The organism is Micromonospora sp. NPDC049662 (assembly GCF_040675055.1).
Taxonomy (GTDB): Bacteria; Actinomycetota; Actinomycetes; order Mycobacteriales; family Micromonosporaceae; genus Micromonospora.
In genome coordinates this window covers 24,753-44,420 of record NZ_JBFAOC010000032.1, presented here as the reverse complement: position 1 = coordinate 44,420, position 19,668 = coordinate 24,753, and the positions used below count along the sequence as shown (strand labels likewise).

Here is a 19,668-nt window from a genome sequence, read left to right as displayed (position 1 = left end):
ACATTCGGCGATCGACCTTGAGCCGGAGCGCTCACTGTGGAGCGATGAGGGGGGCGTAGTCGGCACGGCCGAGCGGCTGTGCCGACAGCAACCCGTCGGCGCGCGGCACTCCCAGCGGCCGTTCGTCGCGCACGAACGTCACGGTGCTGACGTCGGGACGGCTGGTGAGCGTGCAGACGATCTGCCCGAAGGCGAGCACCTCGTCGCTGCGACCGGCGTCGTCACCAGGTTCGTCGACCATGACCCGGGCCTGGCTGGCGCTCAGCGTCACACCGGCCGCGTTGACCGCCCCCGGCAGGGCACTGGTGAGGTCGGTGTCGCGTTCGGCAGTGGTGGGGCCGGCGAACAGGTGCCGCAGGTGCTCCTCGATGGTGGGTGGACGGTCGACGCTCCGCAGCACCGGGACGATCCGGTTGTCGCGTACGAGGCAGAGGGTCTCGGTGGCCGGACCGGCCGGCGCGGTGTCGGCGGATGCGGTGTCGGCGGTGGTCGGGAACGGCCCGCGCGGCGGCGACACCGGGCGGGGCGCGTCGTCGGCGGGGATGCCGCAGCCGACCAGCAGCGCGACGAGACCCAGACCGAGCAGGCGCCGACGACTCATGCCAGGCTCTCCGGCAGGGTCACGCGGAACCGGGCGCCGCCGCCGGGATGGTCGGTGACGGTGACGGTCCCACCGTGCGCGCTCGCGTGCTGGGCGACCAGGGCGAGACCGAGCCCGGTGCCGTCGCCCGCGCCACGCGTGTGGGCGGCACGTCCACGCACGAAGCGGTCGAAGATGGCCTCCCGGTCCTCGACGGGTACGCCCGGGCCGTCGTCCTCGACCTCGATCACGGCGGCGCTGCCGTCGCGGTCGAGCAGGACGGACGTCGGACCGCCCCCGTAGGTCACGGCGTTGTCCAGCAGGTTCGCCAGGATCTGCGCGACGCGCCGACGCTCGACCCGCCACGTCGCGGGCGCCCCGGGCGCGAGCCGCACGATCGACACCGGCAGGTCCAGGGCTTCGCAGGCGGCGCGGGCCAGCGCCACCGGGTCCACCGGCGCGCGGTGCGCGGGCTGGTCGCTACGGGCCAGGTCGATCAGGTCGTTGACGAGCCGCTGAAAGCGGTCGATCTCGTCGGCGACCAACCCCGCCGCGATCGCCGTCCGCTCGTCCTGGTGTTCCCGGCGACGGGCCAGCACGCTCGCCGCGGCGGCGAGGGTCTGCAACGGCGACCGCAGCTCGTGGCTGACGTCGGCGGCGAAGCGGCGGTCGCGCTCGATGCGGTGGGCGAGCCGGTCGACCATCTGGTTGAACGAGGAGGACAACCGGGTCAGGTCGGGGTCGGTGGCCGGGTCCAGGCGGGCCGTGAAGTCACCGGCCGCGATCTTCTCCGCCGCGTCGGCGACCGCCGTCAACGGGCGCAGCCCGTGCCGGGTGGCGTGCCACCCCAGCGCGGCGCCGGACCCGGCGATCATGATGGCCACGGTGGTCAACGCGAGCGCCAGGACCTGAAACGTCTGCTCCAACTCGCGCAGGGAATTGACCTCGAAGTACGTCGCCGTCGCGGACAGGGGCACGCCGACCACAAGAACCGACTGACCGTCCACCCGTACCCGTTGCACCGCCGGCTGCCCGGACGCCACGACGCGGCGCAGGTCCTGGGGGATGGCGGTGGTGGGGCCGGGGTCGGCCGTGCGGGCGTACCACTCGCCGTTGAGGTGCAGCACCGGGCGACGTCCGCCGCCGGTGTCCAGCGACCGCAGCACCTCCACGACATTGGGGGTGTCGGTGTCGATCCCGGCGCGCACGACCGTCGCGTCGAAGTACGCGGCGCGCAGGGCGGTGCGTTCCCGCTCTCCGATCAGGGATCGGCGGGTCAGCTCATAGGAGACCAGGGCCATCGAGGCGGCGAGCAGGAGCGCGCCGACGGCGAACGCGGCGGTGACCCGGGTACGCAGTCCGAGGCGTCTCATCGCTGCAACTTGTAACCCATACCCCGCAGGGTGACCAGGTGCCGAGGGGTCGCCGGGTCGGGCTCGATCTTCTGCCGCAACCGGCCGACGTGCACGTCGACAAGCCGCTCGTCGCCGATGTCGTAGCCCCAGACCCGTTGCAGCAACTGTTGGCGTGACAGCACCCGGCCCGCGTGCTCGGCCAGCTCGCACAGCAACCGGAACTCGGTACGGGTCACCGCCACCGGCCGGCCGCCACGACGCACCTCGCCCGCGTCGGGACTGATCTCCAACTCGCCGAACGCCAGCACGGGCACCGGCTCCGCCGCCGGCCCCCCGACCACGGCGCGGGCACGGCGACGCAGCGCCCGCAGCCGCGCGGTCAGTTCCTTGATCGCGACCGGCTTGACCAGGTAGTCGTCCGCGCCGGCCTCCAGGGCGGCGACGATGTCATGGGTGTCGTCCCGGGCGCTGACCACCACGATTGGCACGTCGTCGTCGCGGCGGAGCTGCCGGATGCACTCGAAGCCGTCGAGGCCGGGAAGCATCAGGTCGACGAGCACGTAGTCCGCCGGATCACGGCGCTGCGCGCGCAGCCCCTCCTCGGCGGTGGCCGCGCCCACCGCGTCGTACCCCTCGTCCTGGAGGGCGAGCAGCAGCGCCAGTCGGATCCGGTCGTCGTCCTCGATCACCAGTACGGCCGTCATAACCGCATCATCCCCAGGCCACGACGACACGGCCAATCGCGTCCGCCGGCCTGCGGATTTGTCACCCAACTGTCATAGATCCGCGCGACGCCCGCCACGCCGGACCGGCACGGTGGCAGGCGACCAGAGCACGAGAAAGGGGTACGACAGTGACGGGACCACTCAAACCTCCGTCGTACGCGCTGCCGCTGGTGGAGGTCAGCATCACCCAACTGGACCTGAGCTGCCTGGCCGAGAGCGGCGCCGTGTTCGACCGGCTGCTGGCGCTGCGCCCCGGGCAGGTCGTCGTCGACCTGTCGGAGTGCCGTTACCTCGACGCCGCCGCCATCGGCCTGCTGCTGGACATCCACCGACGGCTGGCCCGCGCCGACGGGACCCTCGTCGTACGCAACCCCAACCGGCGTATCCAGCGCATCCTGCACCACGCCCGGCTGGACCAGGTCCTGCCGATCGTCACCGAACCGCCGTCGGCGTCGCCCGGCGATCCGGCGACGCGGGACGAGTCGCGGCCGGTCGAGCCGGCGCTCGCCGCTCGCGGCGGACAGAAAGGATCAGCGGCATGACCGTCGTCCCGGACGACAACCTGATGACCCTCATCTGTGACATCTGCGGCGACAGTCTCACCGCCACCGCCTGCGTGCTGCCCGACGCCGAGGTCGTCTGGACGCTCGTGTCCGAGCACGGCTGGAGCGGCTCGCCGTTCGCCACCGGACCACACCGCTGCCCCCACTGCAGCCTGCTCCCGCCCGCGAACCCCCGGCAGGCCTCGATCGAGGGCCACGGTCCCGGCGGGATTCTCGGCATCGACCACCTCGACGACGCCACCATCGTCACCGCCAGCGGCGACATCGACATCGCCACCGGGGACGCGCTGCGTGCCGCGCTGCGGCAGGCGGCCGAGGCGGGCGCACCCGTGCTGGTCGACCTGAGTCGTGTACACGCCATCGACTCCACCGGCCTCGGCCTGCTGGTCCGGGCCCACCTCGACGCCCGCGAGCGGGGCCTCACGCTCTGCCTCGCCGCGCCGTCGCGGTTCATCCGGACCGTCCTGCACACGATGCGCCTGGACGGCGTCTTCCCGATCTTCGACAGTCGCGAGGACGCCCTGGACCGGATGGCCCGGCCGGCGCTGTCCGTGGCCGCGCCCACGGCCGAGACGTAACGCCGACGGCCGTGGCAGCAGCTCAGACGCCCATCGTCACGAGATCCGCGGACGCCAGGTTCACGCCGATGACCAACGGTTTCGCAGGGTGGCCAGGCCGGCCGGGGTTATCTCACCGAGGACGCGGAGCCGGGCCATTCCACCGTCCGGGTACGCGTCGAGGCGTACCCAGGTCACCGCGTCCGCGTCGGTGACCAGGAATCGGTGCCGGGTGTCGGGTTGCAGGCGGGTCACCGGCAGCAGGTCGAACCAGCCGTCCGGGTCGTCCGGGTCGGTGGCGCACCCGCGGACCGCCGCCGCCCCGGGCGCGTTGCCCTTGAAGTGGCTGGTATCCAACTCGACGAGCCGGACGACACCGGGTGCGGCGAGGCGCAGCAGGACCCAGTCGTTGCCGTCGTCGCGGCGGCGGGCCGTCTCCCAGCCCTCCCCCATCGTGCGGGCCCGGCCGGGGGCGATCAGGTTGTGGGGCGTGCCGTAGAACATGTCGCTGCATCCCACGACGAGACCCCCGTGTTCCAGGGCCGCCAGGTCGACCAGGCCACCGGCGAGGAACCGGGGGTCGGGGGTGGCCTCGCCGTGCACCCGCAACCGGGCGACACCGCCGTCCGGGAAGATCGACAGGCGTACGTGGGTGACCCGGTGTCCCGGTTCGACGGAGAAGACGTTGCGGGTGTCGCCGGCGAGCGCCACCCGGGGCACCAGGGGCGTCCAGGTCGCGTCGGCGAGGTCCTCGGGTGCCGGATGCCCGTCCAGGCGGCAGGCGTCGACGGCCGCGTACGGCGGGTAGTTGCCGGTGAAGTGGCTGGTGTCCACGACGACGGTGTGCACGATCCCGGGCACGCCGAGCCGCACGATGGCGTGATCGTGCCCGGGGGTACGCCGACGGCGGGTCTCCCACCCCTCGTACACCTGGCCCTTGGCCCCGAAGGTGGCTGGGGCGAACGTCGGCGGCTTCGGGTCGACGAGGTGGTCGGCGGGGGCGAAGAACTCGTCGTTGGCGTGGACGACGCCACCGGACAGCGCCCGGGAGGCGAGGTCGGGAAGTGTGCTCATCGGCTGCTCCCGGAGATGAGGCGTCCCCGTGGCGGTCCGTCCGGCGAGACCGGCTGGCCACGCAGCCACACGTCGCGTACGACGCCGTGCAGCGTCCGCCCGGCGTACGGGGTGACGGGATGGCGGTGCCGCAGCGCGGTCGGGTCGACCACGAACGGCTCGTCCGGTGCGAAGGCGACGAGGTCGGCGTCGGAACCGGGAGCGATGCGCCCCTTGGTGCCCAGTCCGGCGATCTCGGCGGGCCGCTGCGCCATCCACCGGACGACGTCGATCAGCCGGTACCCGCGCCGCCGGGCACTGCTCCAGATGGCCGGCAGGCCGATCTGCAACGACGAGATGCCTCCCCACGCGGCGGCGAAGTCACCGCTCGGCGGTCTCTTCAGGGCCGGTGTGCTGGGTGAGTGGTCGGAGACGACGCAGTCGATGACCCCGGCGACTAGACCCGCCCAGAGCCGGTCCTGGTTGGCGCGGTCCCGGATCGGCGGACAGCACTTGTACTCGGTGGCGCCGTCGGGCACCTCCTCGGCGCTCAGGCAGAGGTAGTGCGGGCAGGTCTCGACGGTGACGCTGACGCCCGCGTCCCGCGCGGCGGCGATCAGCGGCAGGGCGTCGGCCGACGACAGGTGCAGGATGTGGACGCGTGCGGCGGCGCGTCGGGCGGCGTCCAGCACCCGGGCGATGGCCGTTGTCTCGGCGTTCGGTGGCCGGGACGCCACGAAGTCGGCGTAGCGGCGCGACGGTGGTGCGGCGCTGATGTCGTCGGGGTTCTCGGCGTGCACGATGAACAGGGCGTCGACCGCGCGGAGCGCGGTGTCGAGCGCCGGTGGGTCCAGCGGCGGGAACTCCGGCACACCGGAGTCGACGAGGAAACATTTGAAGCCGAGGACACCGGCGCGGTGCAGCGCCGCGAGGTCTCCGGCGTTGCCGGGCACAGCTCCGCCCCAGAAACCGACGTCCGTGTGCACCGCGCCGTCGGCGGCGCGGCGCTTCACGTCGAGGGCCGGCACCGACACGGTCGGCGGGAGGGAGTTGAGCGGCATGTCGACGATCGTCGTCACGCCGCCGGCTATCGCGGCGCGGGTGGCCGAGGCGAAGCCCTCCCATTCGGTACGCCCGGGTTCGTTCACGTGCACATGGGTGTCGACGAGGCCGGGCAGCAGGGCCAGGTCGCCGAGGTCGGTGACCGGCCCGTCGGGCGTGGCGTCGTGGTCGGTCACCGCCATGATGCGTCCGTCGGTGACGCAGACCGTCGCCGGCCGTTCGCCCCGCGGGGTGACGACCCGCGTCGAGCGCAGGACGAGGTCGTAGCTCACAGCGCCTCCAGGGTGGCTCGGTCGACGCCGACCTCGTCCGGGTCGAGCGCGCCGCAGTCGAGGCCACGGCGCAGGAACCCGGCGAGCGCGTGTGCGGTCGCCGGTTCGTCCAGCACGCCCCCGGCGCGGCGGTCCAGGTACGCGGTGAGGCGTTCCACGGTGGCCGCACGGCTCTCGCGGAAGAAGGCGTAGGTGGCGGCGTACCGGGTGGGCAACTGCGCGGGATGCAGGTCCCAACCCTGGTAGAAGCCGCGCGCGAGGGACCGCCGGACCAGGCTCGTGTGCAGCCGCCAGGCCCGGTGTACGGCCGTCGCGTCGCCGACCGGGAGCACGTTCGACGAGCCGTCGCTGAGGCGTACGCCGGTGCCGGCCGCCGCCGCCTGCATGACGGCCTTGGCGTGGTCGGCGACGGGATGGTCGAGCGACTGGTGGGCGGCCGCGACGCCGCAGGCGGCGCTGTAGTCGTACGTGCCGTAGTGCAGCCCGACGCAGCGGCCCTGGGCGGCGGTGATCATGCGGGCGACGGTGGCGGTGCCGTCCGCGCCCAGCACCGCCTCCGGGGTCTCGATCTGCAGCTCGAAGCGCAGGCTCGCGGCCGGCAGCGCGTACGCGGCCTCCAACGCCGCGCACAGCAGGGACATCGCCGCGACCTGCTCGACGGCCCGGACCTTCGGCAGGGTGACGACGAAACCGGGTGGGGGTGGGCCGAGCGCGTCGAGGAACACGTCGAGGGTACGGATCGCCCGGTCCCGGCTGTCGGCGTCGAGGCTCTTGCAGCGCAGCCCGACGAACGCGGGGCGCGGGCCGTTCCGCAGCGCCGTCGCGGCGACGCGGGCGCTCTCGTCCTCCTCGTCGTCGTCGCGTACGCCGTAGCCGTCCTCGAAGTCGAGACGGAGATCCTCGATGGGCTCGGTGGACAGCTTCGCCAGCACGCGGTCGCGCAGCTCCACCGGGAACGGCAGGGGTGGGCACCCGTTCAGCGTGTCGAGGGCCTGCTCGCCCCAGCGCCGGCACAGGTCCGGGGTGTACCGGTCCGCCGGGACGTACACGGTGTGCACCGGCTGCCGGCCGGGGGCCGCACCCGGGTAGCGCCGCCGCAGCGCCTCGTCGACCGGCGCGAGCCGGCGGTCCAGTTCGAGGCCGGTCCGCTCGTGCAGTCGCCGGCCCATCAGTCGACGACCTCGTACGCGGGCACCGTGAGGAAGTCGACGAACTCGTCGTCCAGCGCGCCCCGCTCGACGAGGGCCCGTGCGTCCGGCCACCGCCCGGCCGCGTAGGCGGTCTCCCCCACGGCGTGCCGAATCCCGGCCAGCTCCTCCCCCACGACGCGTCGGACGAGGTCCGCGGAGACCGTCTCGCCGGTGTCGGCCAGCCGGACAGCCTGGTGCGCCCACTGCCAGACCTGGGCGCGGGAGATCTCGGCGGTGGCCGCGTCCTCCATGAGGTTGTTGATGGCGACGGCCCCGACGCCCCGGAGCCAGGCCTCCAGGTAACGCAGCGCGACCGAGACGTTGGTCCGCAACCCGGCCGAGGTGACCTCGCCGCCTGCGACCGTGAAGTCGAGCAGCCGGTCGGCGGGCACGCGCACGTCGTCGCGGATGCGGTCCAGTTGGTTGTCGCGCTGCCCGAGGACGCCGTCGAAGACCTCGCGGCAGACCGGCACCAGCGCCGGGTGGGCCACCCAGGAGCCGTCGAAGCCGTCGTTCGCCTCGCGCTCCTTGTCCGCGCGGACCTGCGCGAAGGCCGCCGCGTTCCGCTGCGCGTCACCGCCGGGCACGAAGGCCGACATGCCGCCGATGGCGACCGCGCCACGGCGGTGACAGGTCGCGACGAGCAGATCGGTGTACGCGCGCAGGAACGGCGCGGTCATCGTGATCGCGGCACGGTCGGGCAGCACGGTCCGCTCGCGGAAGTTCTTGATGATGGAGAACAGGTAGTCCCAGCGCCCCGCGTTGAGCCCGGCGGCGTGCGGCCCCAGCGCGTGCAGGATCTCGTCCATCTCGAACGCCGCCGTGATGGTCTCGATGAGCACGGTCGCGCGGATCGCGCCGCGTCCGATGCCGAGCGTGTCCTCGGCGTACGCGAACACGTCGTGCCAGAGCCGCGCCTCCCGGTGGCTCTCCAGCTTTGGCAGGTAGTAGTACGGGCCGACGCCCCGCGCGATCGACTCCCGCGCGTTGTGGAAGGCGTGCAGGCCGAAGTCGACGAGCGCGCCGGCGGCCGGCACGCCGTCGACCAGCACGTGACGCTCGTCGAGATGCCAGCCCCGTGGTCGTACGACGATGGTGGCGAGCGGCCCGTCCCCGCGCAGGGCGTAGTGCCGCCCGTCCGGCGCGTCGTGGGTGATCGTGGCGCGTACGGCGTCGTACAGGTTGATCTGCCCGGCCATGACGTTCGCCCAGTGCGGCGTGTTGGCGTCCTCCAGGTCGGCGAGCCAGACCTGCGCGCCGGAGTTCAGCGCGTTGATGGCCATCTTGCGGTCGGTGGGTCCGGTGATCTCCACGCGCCGGTCGACGAGACCGGGTGGTGGCGGGGGTACCCGCCACTCGGATTCGCGGATGTCCTTCGTCTCGGTCAGGAAGTCGAGTCGGCCGGTCCGGGCGATCTCCGCGCGTCGCCGGGCGCGACGGGCGAGCAGTTCCGCCCGGCGGGCGTCGAAGCGCCGGTGCAGCTCGCTGACGAACCCCAGCGCCTCGGGGCTGAGGATTTCCCGTTCGGTCATCGTCGGCACGTGCACTCCTGTCCTCGCTGTCGGGTGGGCCGTCACCGGATCGCGTCGCGCAGCCGACCCGCTGCCCGTCGGGCCCGCAGGAGCAGGTCCCGTTCGTCGACGGTGCTCAGACGGCCGCCCTCAACGACCGGTCGACCGCCGACGAGCAGCAGCTCCACCGGCGCCGGCGCGCCGAGGACGAGGGCGGCGACCGGATCGGCGATGTCGGCGTGGCCGAGCCCGTCGAGACGCCAGAGCGCGACGTCGGCCAGCTTGCCCACCTCCAGTGAGCCGATCTCGTCCGCGCGGCCGAGGCAGCGGGCGCCGCCACGGGTGGCGAGGGTGAGCGCCTCGCGCGCGGTCAGGGCGGTCGGCCCACCCCGCAGACGGGCCACCAGCAGGGCCTGGCGTACCTCCGCGACCAGCTGTCCGGCCTCCTGGGAGGCGGCGCCGTCGACGCCGAGGCCGACGGACGCGCCGGCGTCGAGCAGGTCCCGCACGGGGGCGATACCCGCGCCGAGCCGGGCGTTCGAGCTGGGACAGTGCGCCAACGACGTGCCGGTCGCCGCGATCCGCCCGATGGCGTCGGCGTCCAGGTGCACGCCGTGCGCAAGCCAGACGTCGTCGCCGAGCCAGCCGAGCCGCTCGGCGTACTCGGCGGGCGCGCAGCCGTGCGTGGCCCGGCAGTAGTCCTCCTCGTCCACGGTCTCGGCCAGGTGGGTGTGCAGCCGGACGCCCCGGTCCCGCGCCAACGCGGCGGCGTCCCGCATCAACCGTTCACTCGCGGAGAACGGGGAGCAGGGACCGACCGCGACCCGGACCATCGCGTCCGGTGCGGGGTCGGAGAAGCGGTCGATCGCCTCGGCCGTCGCGGCCAGCGCGGCGTCGGTGTCCTCCACGAGGTGGTCCGGCGGCAGACCACCGGCGGACGCGCCGAGGTCCATGGAGCCGCGGACGGGGTGAAAGCGCAGCCCCACCCGGCCCGCCTCGGCCACCTCGGCGGCGAACAGGTCGCCGGCCCCTGCCGGGAACACGTAGTGGTGGTCGGTGGTCGTGGTGCAGCCGGACAGCGCGAGCCAGCCCAGCCCCGCGCCGACGGCCGCCGAGACGTCCTCCTCGCCGATGCGCGCCCACACCGGATACAGGTCGGTGAGCCAGCCGAACAGGTCGGCCTGCTGCGCGAGGCCCCGGGTGACCCACTGGTAGAGGTGGTGGTGGGTGTTGACCAGCCCCGGCGTGGCGAGGCAGCCGGTGCCGTCGACGCGCCGGACGGGCCCCGCCTGGTCCGTGGCGGCCGCCGGACCGGGCCCGACGGCGACGATCCGTCCACCCTCGACGACCAGGTGACCGCGCTCGTACTCGCGGCCCGTGCCGTCGACGGTCGCGACCGCGCAGCCCTCGATGACGATGCGCTCCGGCCGGGGCGGGGTCACACGTCCCACCACGACTCGACCCACCGTGGCGCGTCGTCGCGACGCACGGCGCCCTCGATCAGCCCGTACGGGCGGTCGGGGGCGTGGAAGACCTCGTTGGGATTGTCGAGCCCGAAGGGTGCGAGGTCGACGAGGAAGTGGTGCTTGTTGGGCAGCGACATCCGTACCTCGGTGATCTCCGGCCGATTTTCGAGGACCCGCTGACCCATCGCGTGGAGGGTCTGTTGCAGGGAGAGGCTGTGCGTGTCGACGAACGCCTCGACGAGGTGCCGCCGTGCCTCGCCGAACGAGACCGCCCAGTCGTCGCTCCCGCTCGTCGCGTGTCGCCAGCGGGCGTCCACCGCCGTGGCCAGGATCCGGTCGTGCGCCTCGGGCAACGTCGTGTACGCGTCCCGCACGAAGCCGAAGAACTCCGAGTCGGTGGTGTTCATCAGCACCATCCCGGTCAGCCCGGAGACGACGACGGCGTCCGACCCGTCGACGGTGACCGTCGCCGTCCGCGTCTCGGCCCCCGAGCGGGCGAACGAGTGCGGGCCCTGGCGTCCCCAGGCGTGCTCGTGGATGTCGACGGTCGCCCGGGTGACGGCGGGCTGCGACTCGACGAAGTGCCGGGCCAGGCGCAGCCCGAAGTCCTCGATCGCGCCGACGCCGTGTTGGCGGGCGAAGGCGTACACCGTGTTCTTCTGGCTGTCGGTCGGCAGGACCTTGCTGTTGTCGCCGGTCAGGTGGGTGTCGGCCAGGTCGCCGGCGAGCGCGACGCCGACGGTCAGGTCGGTCAGGTCGTGCCGTTCGCCGTGGCGGACGACGTGGACCAGCCGCACTTCGGCCTTGCCGTACTGGTGGGGGCCGAGAACAACGTCCAACGGGTCAACTCCCTCGATACGTCGAATAGCCGTACGGGCTCAGCAGCAGGGGCACGTGCACGTGCCGCCAGACATCCGTGACCACGAACACCACCGACACCTCCGGGAAGAACGCCCCGAGGCCGAGGTAGCCGGCGGTGTCGAAGCAGAGTCGGTACGTCCCCCGGGCCCAGCGCCGCTTGGGCACCCAGTCGCGCAGCCGCCCGTCGGGGTCCGTACGCCCCGTGGCGACGTCGATCCACCGGTCGCCGGCCCAGCGGTACAGGTGCACGGCCACTCCCTGGGCCGGTTCCCCGCGGGCGGTGTCGAGGACGTGCGTGGAGAGGCTCACTCGTCCATCAGCCTCGTCAGTCGCAGCGCCGTGATCCGGGTCAGCTCGGCCCGGACCACCTCCCGCTCCGCCGCCGCGCCGTTGGCGAGCCGGGCGGTGGCGGCGGCGACGATCTCCGCGGGCGACCGTCCGTTCGCGAAGATCAGGAAGAGGTGTCCGAAGCGGGCCTCGTAGGCGCGGTTGACCTCGCGCAGGGCGAGCCGGGTGCGCTCGTCGCTGTCGGCGACGCCGGCCTGCTCGCGGCGGGACCAGGTCGCGTCACGCCCGTCGCCGTCGGCCCGTTGCCCGATCCGGGGATGCGCCGCCAGCGCCTCGGCGATGTCGGGCCAGGGCAGGGCGGCGAGCGTCGCGGATCCCGTGGTGACGAGCGCCGCCGGGGTGGCGTAGGGACGGGCGGCGGCCATGGCCCGCGCCCACGACGGCGACGCGCAGCACGCCGACAGCTCCCGCTCGGCGTCGGCCGCCGGCAGCGCGTTGAACCACGTCAGACGCTCGTGCACCGGACCTCCCCTCCACTTCGCGGTGGCGGTAGTCAAACAGCGACATCGAGCCGGGTGCATTGGGCGAGCGAACCGAACTTGAAACATTGCCGCCCTACGGTCTCTGGAGCTTCCTCCAAGGCAAGGAGTTGTCGATGCGCCTCAACGACCTCCTGGGCCAGGCCGGCCTCAAACTGACGTTGCTCAGCGGCCACAGCCAGGGCGAGCGGGTGATCCAGCAGTTCTTCACCACCGACCTGCTCGACCCGAGCCGTTACCTGTCCGGCGGCGAGGTGGTGCTCACCGGTCTCATGTGGAGACGCGGTCCGACGGACTCCGAGGTGTTCGCGGCGGCCGTCGCGCGGGCGGGCGTCAGCGCGGTCGGGGCCGGCGCGGCGGCGTTCGGCACCGTCCCGGCCGATGTCGTCGAGGCGTGCGCACGTCACGACGTCCCCGTGTTCGAGGTACCCGTCGAGGTGTCCTTCACCGTCATCAGCGATGCCATCGGCACTGCCCTGCGGGTCGAGAGAGCCACCGGACTGGCCGCGACCGTGCACCGGCACCAGGGTCTGATCGCGGCGCTCACCGAGGACGCGCACCTCGCCGACCTGTTGCCGTCGGCCGCCGCCGAGACCCCCTGCTGGGTCCTGTCGCCCACCGGCCGGCTCGTCGCGGGCACCGCCCCGATCGACGGCGACCTGTGCGCCCGGCTGGCGCGTACGTTCCTGACCGCCCCTCGGCTGCCCCACGTCCTCGGCGTCGGCCGGGACCGGCGCGTCTCGCTCTTCGGCGCGAGCGCCCACCCGGGCCGGCGGGTCGGCACGTGGTTCCTGGCCTGCGCGGGCGACCTGACCACCTGGGAGCCCGAGCGCCGCCAGGCCGTCGAAGGGCTGGTCACCCTGCTCACCCTCGAACGCGCCCACCTCGACCGGCACCTGCACGTCGAGCGTCGCCTCGCCGCGCTCCTGCTGCGACCGCTGGTCGGCGGCGCCGCGCCCGCCGAGATCGCGGCGCGTCTCGAAGCGTGTCGCCTGGCCCCGGACGCCACCTTCCTCGCCCTCACCGCCGGCACCGCAACGGCGGCGCCCGACGACCTGCCGCTCAGCGTCGTCGAGGAGGTCGTGCGGCCGCTGGCGCCCACGTCGGCCATCGCGACCGTCGGCGACGAGGTCCATGCGCTCATCCCCGTCGACTCCCCCGGCGACGTCAGCCCGGCCGACCTCGTGCAGGGGATCCGCCAGGCGACGCGGGCACTGACACCGGCTCTGGGCGCAGCGCGGTTCGCCATCGGGATCAGCGCAGCGGCATCGGGGGCCGACGCGCTGGACACGGCGGTCGAGGAGGCCCGCCACGCCTACCGGTACGCCGTCACCGGGCAGGAGCGGGTGGCGGTGGTGTCCAGCGGAGACCTGTCCTCGCACGCGCTGCTGCTGGCCGGCGTCCCGACCGAGGCCCGGCGGGCGTTCCACCGCCGGCTGTTGCGCCCCCTCGCCGAGTACGACCGCGCGCACGACGCCCGCCTCGTGCACACCCTCGACATGTTCCTGCGCTGCGACGGCTCGTGGACCCGCACGGCGAAGGAGCTGCACGTCCACGTCAACACCCTGCGCTACCGCATCCAGCGCATCGAGCAGCTCACCGGCCGCAAGCTGCACCGCTTCGACGACCGCGTCGACCTGTACCTCGCGCTGCAACTGCAACGCCACTAGGCCGTGTGTCAAAGCCCCTGGCCGGCCTGCGGAGGCCGAGCGGACCGGCCGTTTCGGCCGCTGGTGAACCGCCGCTCGCGGGCCCGTGGTCCGACCGGATCGGAGCCACCCGCTCCATTGAGCGTGATGCCTGTGGGTCATCAAGATGACTCACCGGCATCACGCTCATTCTGGTGTCCGCCGTCCGCCCCTCGGCTCGACCGAGGACCTTGACACCCGGCCTGGACGAGTACGTGTCCAGGTGGCTGCCCGCTGTGCGAAAGCCCAACTCGCGGCGGCGAGCACCCGGCAGCCTTCGTGCCCTGAGCCAATGGGCTGCGACCCTCCGCACTGCTGAGATGGCTGTCAGGTGAGCCGACCGGGTTCGCGGGACGGGGTGTGCGGGGTGGATCTGAACTCGGTACGGACCGTGGTGCCCGCGGCGGCGGCCGGTCGCTGGCAGCCGGGCGACGCCTGGCTCGCCGGTGGCACATACCTGTTCTCCGAACCCCATCGGCACCTCCGCCGGCTCCGCGACCTGACCGGCGAGGACTGGCCGCCGGTGACCGACACACCGCGCGGCCTGGACATCGCCGCGACGTGCACGATCGCGGAGCTGGCCCGGTCCACGACGGTGCGGCCCACGGCACTGCGGGAGCTGGTCCGGCGCTGCTGCGAGGCGTTCCTCGCCTCGTTCAAGATCTGGAACACGGCGACCGTCGGCGGGAACATGTGCACGGCGCTGCCGGCGGGCCCGATGATCTCGCTGGGCGCGGCCCTGGACGGCACCTGCCTGCTGCTGACCGCCGAGGGCGGCCGGCGTGAGCTGGCGGTCGCGGATTTCGTGACGGGCGAGGGCACGACCGCCCTCGTACCCGGGGAGTTTCTGCGGTCGATGACCCTGCCCGCCGCCTCCCTGCGCAGTCCGACCGCGTTGCGCCGGGGATCCCTGTTCGTCGGCGGCCGGTCCGCCGCGCTGCTGGTCGGCCGCACCGACCCGGACGGGTCGTTCGTGCTCACCGTGACCGCGTCCACGGTACGGCCGGTGCAGCTCCGGTTCGACACCCTGCCCACGGCCGGGACGCTGCGGCAGGCCGTCACCGACGGCATCCCCGCCGAGCGGTACGTCGACGACGTGCACGGTCTGCCGCGGTGGCGACGCCACCTCACCCTGCTGTTCGCCGAGCAGATCCGCGCCGAACTCGCCGGAAGGAGCCCGCGGTGACCGCCGGCGGAATCGTGGTTGACGGGACGGCGTGCAACCAGGCCCCCCGGCCCGGCCAGTGCCTGCGCACCTACCTGCGCGAACGCGGTCGCTTCGGGGTCAAGAAGGGCTGCGACACGGGCGACTGCGGCGCCTGCACGGTGCACGTCGACGGTCAACCCGTGCACAGCTGCGTCTACCCGGCGGTCCGGGCCCGGGGTCGTCAGGTCACCACCATCGGCGGCCTGGCCACGCCCGACGGCCTGCACCCCGTGCAGCAGCGCTTCCTGGACGCGCAGGGCTTCCAGTGCGGTTTCTGCACCGCCGGGTTCATCATGACGGCCGCCGCGCTCGACGAGCGCCAACTCGACGCGCTCCCGCAGGCGTTGAAGGGCAACCTGTGCCGCTGCACCGGCTACCGGGCGATCGAGGACGCCGTTCGCGGTGACCGCCACGTCCACGAGCCGGCCTCGGGCGCGGCGGTCGGGGCCAACGTGGCGGCGCCGGCCGGCCGGGAGGTGGTCACCGGCGCGGCCCGGTACACGTTCGACGTCGACGTGCCCGGTCTGCTGCACCTGAAGGTGCTGCGCTCGCCCCACCCGCACGCGCGGATCCTGGCCGTCGACACCACCGCGGCGCTCGCCCTGCCGGGCGTCCACGCGGTGCTCACCCACGCGGACGCCCCCGACCGTCGCTACTCGACCGCGCAGCACGAGCACCCGAGCGACGACCCGGCCGACACCCGGCTCCTGGACGACGTGGTGCGCCACGTGGGCCAGCGGGTCGCCGCCGTCGTCGCGGACACCGAGGCCGCCGCCGAGGAGGGCTGCCGACGCGTCGTCGTGCGCTACGAGGTGCTACCGGCGGTCGTCGACCCGGAGGCGGCGATGGCACCCGGCGCGCCGGTCCTGCACGGCGACCGGGGCGCCGAGGCCGGCATCGCCCGACCGGCCGACAACGTGGTCGGCGAGATCCACGCCGAGGTCGGCGACGTGGACGCCGGGCTCGCGGCCGCCGACCTGGTCCATCGGCAGACGTTCCGCACCCAACGTGTGCAGCACGCCAGCCTGGAGACGCACGGGGCGCTGGCCTGGGTCGACGCCGACGGACGGGTGACCGTACGCTCCAGCACCCAGACGCCGTTCCTCACCCGCCGCGCGCTGTGCCGGCTGTTCGACCTGCCGCTGGACCGGGTGCGGGTGCTCACCGGCCGGGTCGGCGGCGGGTTCGGCGGCAAGCAGGAAATGCTCGTCGAGGACCTCGTCGTCCTCGCCGTGCTGAAGACCGGCCGCCCGGTGAAACTCGAACACACCCGCGCGGAGCAGTTCACCGCCACCACCACCCGGCACCCCTTCACCGTCGAGGTGACCGCCGGCGCCCGTCGGGACGGCACCCTGACCGGCATCCGCCTGCGGGTCGTCTCTAACACCGGGGCGTACGGCAACCACGGGCCCGGTGTGCTGTTCCACGGCTGCCACGAATCCCTGTCGGTGTACCGGTGCCCGAACAAGAGAGTCGACGGGTACGCGGTCTACACCAACACCGTCCCCGCCGGCGCGTTCCGCGGCTACGGCCTCGGGCAGGTCAGCTTCGCCGTCGAGTCGGTCCTCGACGAGCTGGCGCGACGCCTCGACCTCGACCCGGTCGACCTGCGCGCCCGCAACGTCGTACGCCCCGGTGAACGACTCGTCCCCCCGGCCGGCCACGACGACGACCTGACCGTCGGCAGCTACGGCCTCGACCAGTGTCTGGACGTCGTCGCCGCCGCCGCGCGGGACGCGGGACCGCCCGCACCGCCCGGCTGGCTCACCGGGCACGGCATGGCCCTGTCGATGATCGCCACCGCGCCACCCGGTGGGCACCACGCGGACGCCCGGGTGACGCTGCTGCCCGACGGGCGTTTCGAGGTCGCCGTCGGCACCGCCGAGTTCGGTAACGGCAGCACCACCGTGCACCAGCAGCTCGCCGCCGAGACGCTGGGCACGACGCCCGACCGGATCGCCATCCGCCAGTCCGACACGGACCTGGTCGGGCACGACACCGGGGCGTTCGGCAGCACCGGCACGATCGTCGCGGGCACCGCCGTCCTGCGCGCCTGTCGGGCGCTGCGTGACCGCCTGCTCGCGTTCGCGTCCGCGCACACCGGCGTACCGGTCGCGCACTGCCGACTCGACGCCGACGCCCTCGACTGCGCCGGCGACCGGCTGTCCCTGCCGGACCTGTGGGAACTCGCCCAGTCGGCCGGCGAGCAGACGGCCGCCGACGGGCACTGCGCGGGCACGCCACGGTCGGTGGCCTTCAACACGCAGTGGTTCCGGGTCGCGGTCGACCCGGACACGGGCGAGATCCGCATCCTGCGCAGCGTCCACGCCGCCGACGCCGGCACGGTCGTGAACCCCATGCAGTGCCGGGGCCAGGTCGAGGGCGGGGTCGCCCAGGCCATCGGGGCCGCCCTGTGCGAGGAGGTACGCGTCGACGCGGGCGGCACCGTCACCACGGCCGCGTTCCGCCAGTACCACCTGCCGACCCTCGCCGATATTCCGCGAACGGAGGTCCACTTCGCCCGGACGCGCGACGCCGTCGGCCCGCTGGGCGCGAAGTCGATGAGTGAGAGCCCGTTCAATCCGGTCGCGGCGGCGCTGGCGAACGCCCTACGCGACGCGACCGGCATCCGCTTCACCGATCTGCCACTCACCGCCGACCGGGTCTGGCTCGCTCTGCACGAGCAACGTTCAGCACCGACAATTACCTGATGGTCACGTGAACGGGTACGTTACTCGCCATTCACACGGATGACTGACCATGAGCGCGAAGATCAAGCAATCTCCTTCGAGGGCGCCCGAATGGCGCTTCCACCGATGGTCCGATGAGGAGTATCCCTTGCGTTCCCTTCCTATGCGCGCGGCTCTGGCCACGGCCGCGGCGACACTCGTCGTGCTGGGCACCGCGCCGGCCCCGGCGCAGGCCGCGCCGACCGAGGTGCAGATCCTCGGCTTCAACGACTTCCACGGCCGCCTGGAGGCGCCCACGGCGGGAGTCGGTGGCGCCGCGCAGATGGCCGGCATGATCGAGCAGTTGCGGGCGGCCAACAACAACACGCTGGTCCTGTCCGCCGGTGACAGCATCGGCGCGTCCCCGTTCATCTCGCTCGTGCAGAAGGACGAGCCGACGATCGACTTCCTCAAGATGATCGGCGTCGACGCGTCGAGCGTCGGCAACCACGAGCTCGACCGCGGGTTCGACGACCTCGACGACCGGGTAATCCCCCGCTCCGGCTTCCCGTACCTGGCCGCGAACGTGTACCGGGGCACCGAGGCCGCTCCCGGCCGCCTGGCGGAGTCCACCGTGCTGACGGTCGGCGGCGTCCGCATCGGCGTCGTCGGCGCGGTCACCCTGGAGACCCCGTCGCTGGTGTCACCGGCCGGCATCCCGGGCCTGACCTTCAAGGACCCGACCGCCGAGGCGAACCGCGTCGCGGCGAAGCTGAAGGCCGACGACGACGTGGACGCCGTCGTGCTCCTCGTGCACGAGGGCTCGGAGGCGAGCGGCACGGACGCCGCCGCCTGCGCCGCCGTGGCGGACCCGAGCACTCCCTTCGGCAAGATCGTGGCCGGCGCCAGCGCCGACATCAACGTCATCATCTCGGGTCACACCCACGTCCCGTACAACTGCTCGTACGACGTGCCGAAGCTGGGGCACAAGCGGCCGGTCCTGCAGACCGGCCGGTACGGGGACGCCCTGGACCAGGTCAAGCTCACCGTCGCCGACGGTAAGGTGACCGCCGCCGAAGGCGCCGTCCTCCCGATCAAGGGCTACCCGGCGGACCCGGCGGTCGCGCAGTTCGTCGCCGACACCAAGGCCGAGGCCGACGTGCAGGGCAAGGTGAAGATCGGCGAGATCACCGCCGACATCAAGCGCGCCGTCACCGCCGAGGGCGTCGAGGACCGTGGCAGCGAGTCGACCCTCGGCAACTTCATCGCCGACGTCCAGCTGGAGGGCACCCGCGCGGCCAACCGGGGCGGAGCGCAGATCGCCTTCATGAACCCGGGCGGCCTGCGCGCCGACTTCGTCAAGAGCCCGGACGGCACGGTCACCTTCGCCGACGCCGCCACCGTCCAGCCGTTCGCCAACGACGTGATCACCAAGACCTACACCGGTGCGGAGATCAAGGAGACGCTGGAGCAGCAGTGGCAACCGGCGGGCGCGTCGCGGCCCTTCCTGCACCTGGGCGTCTCCAAGGGCTTCAGCTACGTCTACGACCCGAACGGTCCGGCCGGCAACCGGGTCATCGCCGACCGCATCTTCCTCAACGGCACGGTCATCGACCCGAAGGGCACCTACCGGGTGACGGTCAACTCGTTCCTGGCCTCCGGCGGTGACAACTTCAAGGCGCTCGCCGGCGGCGTCGACCCGCTCGCGACCGGCGACAACGACCTCACCGTGCTCGTCGACTACCTCCGGGCGAAGTCCCCGGTCACCGCCGACACGGTGGAGCGCGCGTACACCGTGGACCAGCCGGGCGCCCCGGTCGGCGGCGGCCCCAGCGGTGAGCCCACCGGCAGCCCCAGCGGCGGCACCGGCAACGGCGGCGGAGCCGGCGAACCCGGTCTGCCGATCACCGGCGTCAAGGCCCTCACGATCGCCGGCGCCGGCATCCTGCTGTTGCTGGCCGGCGCCGTCGCGCTCGTCGCGGCCCGGCGGCGGCGCATTCGCGTGACCGTCGAGTGACGCGAAGCTGAAACGAACTGTCGTCTCCGGAAGCCCGCGCGGCTTCCGGAGACGACCGTCGGTCT

17 protein-coding genes are annotated in these 19,668 nt (G+C 73.1%); 6 read left to right on the top strand and 11 right to left on the bottom strand.

Translation table 11 applies throughout. The features are described 5' to 3' along the window. Window positions 1-31: 31 nt before the first annotated feature. Genes AB0J36_RS22525 through AB0J36_RS22515 form a run of 3 tightly spaced genes read right to left on the bottom strand, consistent with a single transcriptional unit; the run spans window position 32 to window position 2,639 of the window. Window positions 32-601 (bottom strand): GerMN domain-containing protein, encoded by a 570-nt coding sequence (locus tag AB0J36_RS22525; protein ID WP_357125359.1) that lies wholly within the window; start codon window positions 599-601, stop codon window positions 32-34. Beyond that, window positions 598-1,953, bottom strand: coding sequence for a HAMP domain-containing sensor histidine kinase (locus tag AB0J36_RS22520; protein WP_357125356.1), 1,356 nt, complete (start codon window positions 1,951-1,953; stop codon window positions 598-600). Before AB0J36_RS22520 ends, AB0J36_RS22525 begins: the two co-directional genes overlap by 4 nt. Further along, the gene (locus AB0J36_RS22515) at window positions 1,950-2,639 is read right to left on the bottom strand and encodes a response regulator transcription factor (RefSeq protein ID WP_355048002.1); all 690 of its coding nucleotides are present in this window, start codon (window positions 2,637-2,639) and stop codon (window positions 1,950-1,952) included. Before AB0J36_RS22515 ends, AB0J36_RS22520 begins: the two co-directional genes overlap by 4 nt. 149 nt (window positions 2,640-2,788) lie before the next feature. Between AB0J36_RS22515 and AB0J36_RS22510 the strand changes: the two genes are divergently transcribed. Both AB0J36_RS22510 and AB0J36_RS22505 read left to right on the top strand, forming a co-directional pair. Continuing rightward, on the top strand, window positions 2,789-3,202 hold the full coding sequence (locus tag AB0J36_RS22510) for an STAS domain-containing protein (RefSeq protein ID WP_357125352.1): 414 nt from the start codon (window positions 2,789-2,791) through the stop codon (window positions 3,200-3,202). Beyond that, window positions 3,199-3,801, top strand: coding sequence for an STAS domain-containing protein (locus AB0J36_RS22505; RefSeq protein WP_363661077.1), 603 nt, complete (start codon window positions 3,199-3,201; stop codon window positions 3,799-3,801). Before AB0J36_RS22510 ends, AB0J36_RS22505 begins: the two co-directional genes overlap by 4 nt. Window positions 3,802-3,861: 60 nt before the next feature. Here AB0J36_RS22505 and alc read toward each other — a convergent pair whose 3' ends face one another. From alc to uraD, 8 genes are read right to left on the bottom strand one after another with little or no spacing between them, the layout of a single operon-like run. After that, entirely contained in the window at window positions 3,862-4,854 is a 993-nt protein-coding gene (gene alc, locus AB0J36_RS22500; protein ID WP_363661076.1) for an allantoicase, read from the bottom strand. After that, window positions 4,851-6,167, bottom strand: coding sequence for an allantoinase AllB (gene allB / locus AB0J36_RS22495; RefSeq protein ID WP_363661075.1), 1,317 nt, complete (start codon window positions 6,165-6,167; stop codon window positions 4,851-4,853). Before allB ends, alc begins: the two co-directional genes overlap by 4 nt. Beyond that, the gene (locus AB0J36_RS22490) at window positions 6,164-7,336 is read right to left on the bottom strand and encodes a hypothetical protein (RefSeq protein WP_357125340.1); all 1,173 of its coding nucleotides are present in this window, start codon (window positions 7,334-7,336) and stop codon (window positions 6,164-6,166) included. The genes allB and AB0J36_RS22490 overlap by 4 nt, the downstream gene beginning before the upstream one ends. Beyond that, window positions 7,336-8,889, bottom strand: coding sequence for a malate synthase A (gene aceB / locus AB0J36_RS22485; RefSeq protein WP_363661074.1), 1,554 nt, complete (start codon window positions 8,887-8,889; stop codon window positions 7,336-7,338). The genes AB0J36_RS22490 and aceB overlap by 1 nt, the downstream gene beginning before the upstream one ends. Window positions 8,890-8,930: 41 nt before the next feature. Then, window positions 8,931-10,310 (bottom strand): 8-oxoguanine deaminase, encoded by a 1,380-nt coding sequence (locus tag AB0J36_RS22480; RefSeq protein ID WP_363661073.1) that lies wholly within the window; start codon window positions 10,308-10,310, stop codon window positions 8,931-8,933. After that, window positions 10,307-11,173 (bottom strand): factor-independent urate hydroxylase, encoded by an 867-nt coding sequence (gene pucL / locus AB0J36_RS22475; protein WP_363661072.1) that lies wholly within the window; start codon window positions 11,171-11,173, stop codon window positions 10,307-10,309. Before pucL ends, AB0J36_RS22480 begins: the two co-directional genes overlap by 4 nt. Window positions 11,174-11,177: 4 nt before the next feature. Beyond that, window positions 11,178-11,504, bottom strand: coding sequence for a hydroxyisourate hydrolase (uraH, locus tag AB0J36_RS22470; protein WP_355047963.1), 327 nt, complete (start codon window positions 11,502-11,504; stop codon window positions 11,178-11,180). After that, on the bottom strand, window positions 11,501-12,004 hold the full coding sequence (uraD, locus tag AB0J36_RS22465; RefSeq protein WP_357125330.1) for a 2-oxo-4-hydroxy-4-carboxy-5-ureidoimidazoline decarboxylase: 504 nt from the start codon (window positions 12,002-12,004) through the stop codon (window positions 11,501-11,503). Before uraD ends, uraH begins: the two co-directional genes overlap by 4 nt. Before the next feature lie 134 nt (window positions 12,005-12,138). On the opposite strand from uraD, the gene AB0J36_RS22460 reads away from it, so the two are divergent. The 4 genes from AB0J36_RS22460 (at window position 12,139) to AB0J36_RS22445 (ending at window position 19,603) form a co-directional block, all read left to right on the top strand. After that, the gene (locus AB0J36_RS22460; protein ID WP_357125327.1) at window positions 12,139-13,692 is read left to right on the top strand and encodes a helix-turn-helix domain-containing protein; all 1,554 of its coding nucleotides are present in this window, start codon (window positions 12,139-12,141) and stop codon (window positions 13,690-13,692) included. Between the two features lie 385 nt (window positions 13,693-14,077). Then, window positions 14,078-14,896, top strand: coding sequence for an FAD binding domain-containing protein (locus tag AB0J36_RS22455; protein WP_363661071.1), 819 nt, complete (start codon window positions 14,078-14,080; stop codon window positions 14,894-14,896). Further along, complete coding sequence (locus tag AB0J36_RS22450; RefSeq protein ID WP_363661070.1) at window positions 14,893-17,628, top strand: molybdopterin cofactor-binding domain-containing protein; 2,736 nt, start codon at window positions 14,893-14,895, stop codon at window positions 17,626-17,628. The genes AB0J36_RS22455 and AB0J36_RS22450 overlap by 4 nt, the downstream gene beginning before the upstream one ends. Before the next feature lie 127 nt (window positions 17,629-17,755). Beyond that, on the top strand, window positions 17,756-19,603 hold the full coding sequence (locus AB0J36_RS22445; RefSeq protein WP_363661069.1) for a 5'-nucleotidase C-terminal domain-containing protein: 1,848 nt from the start codon (window positions 17,756-17,758) through the stop codon (window positions 19,601-19,603). Window positions 19,604-19,668: the final 65 nt, after the last annotated feature.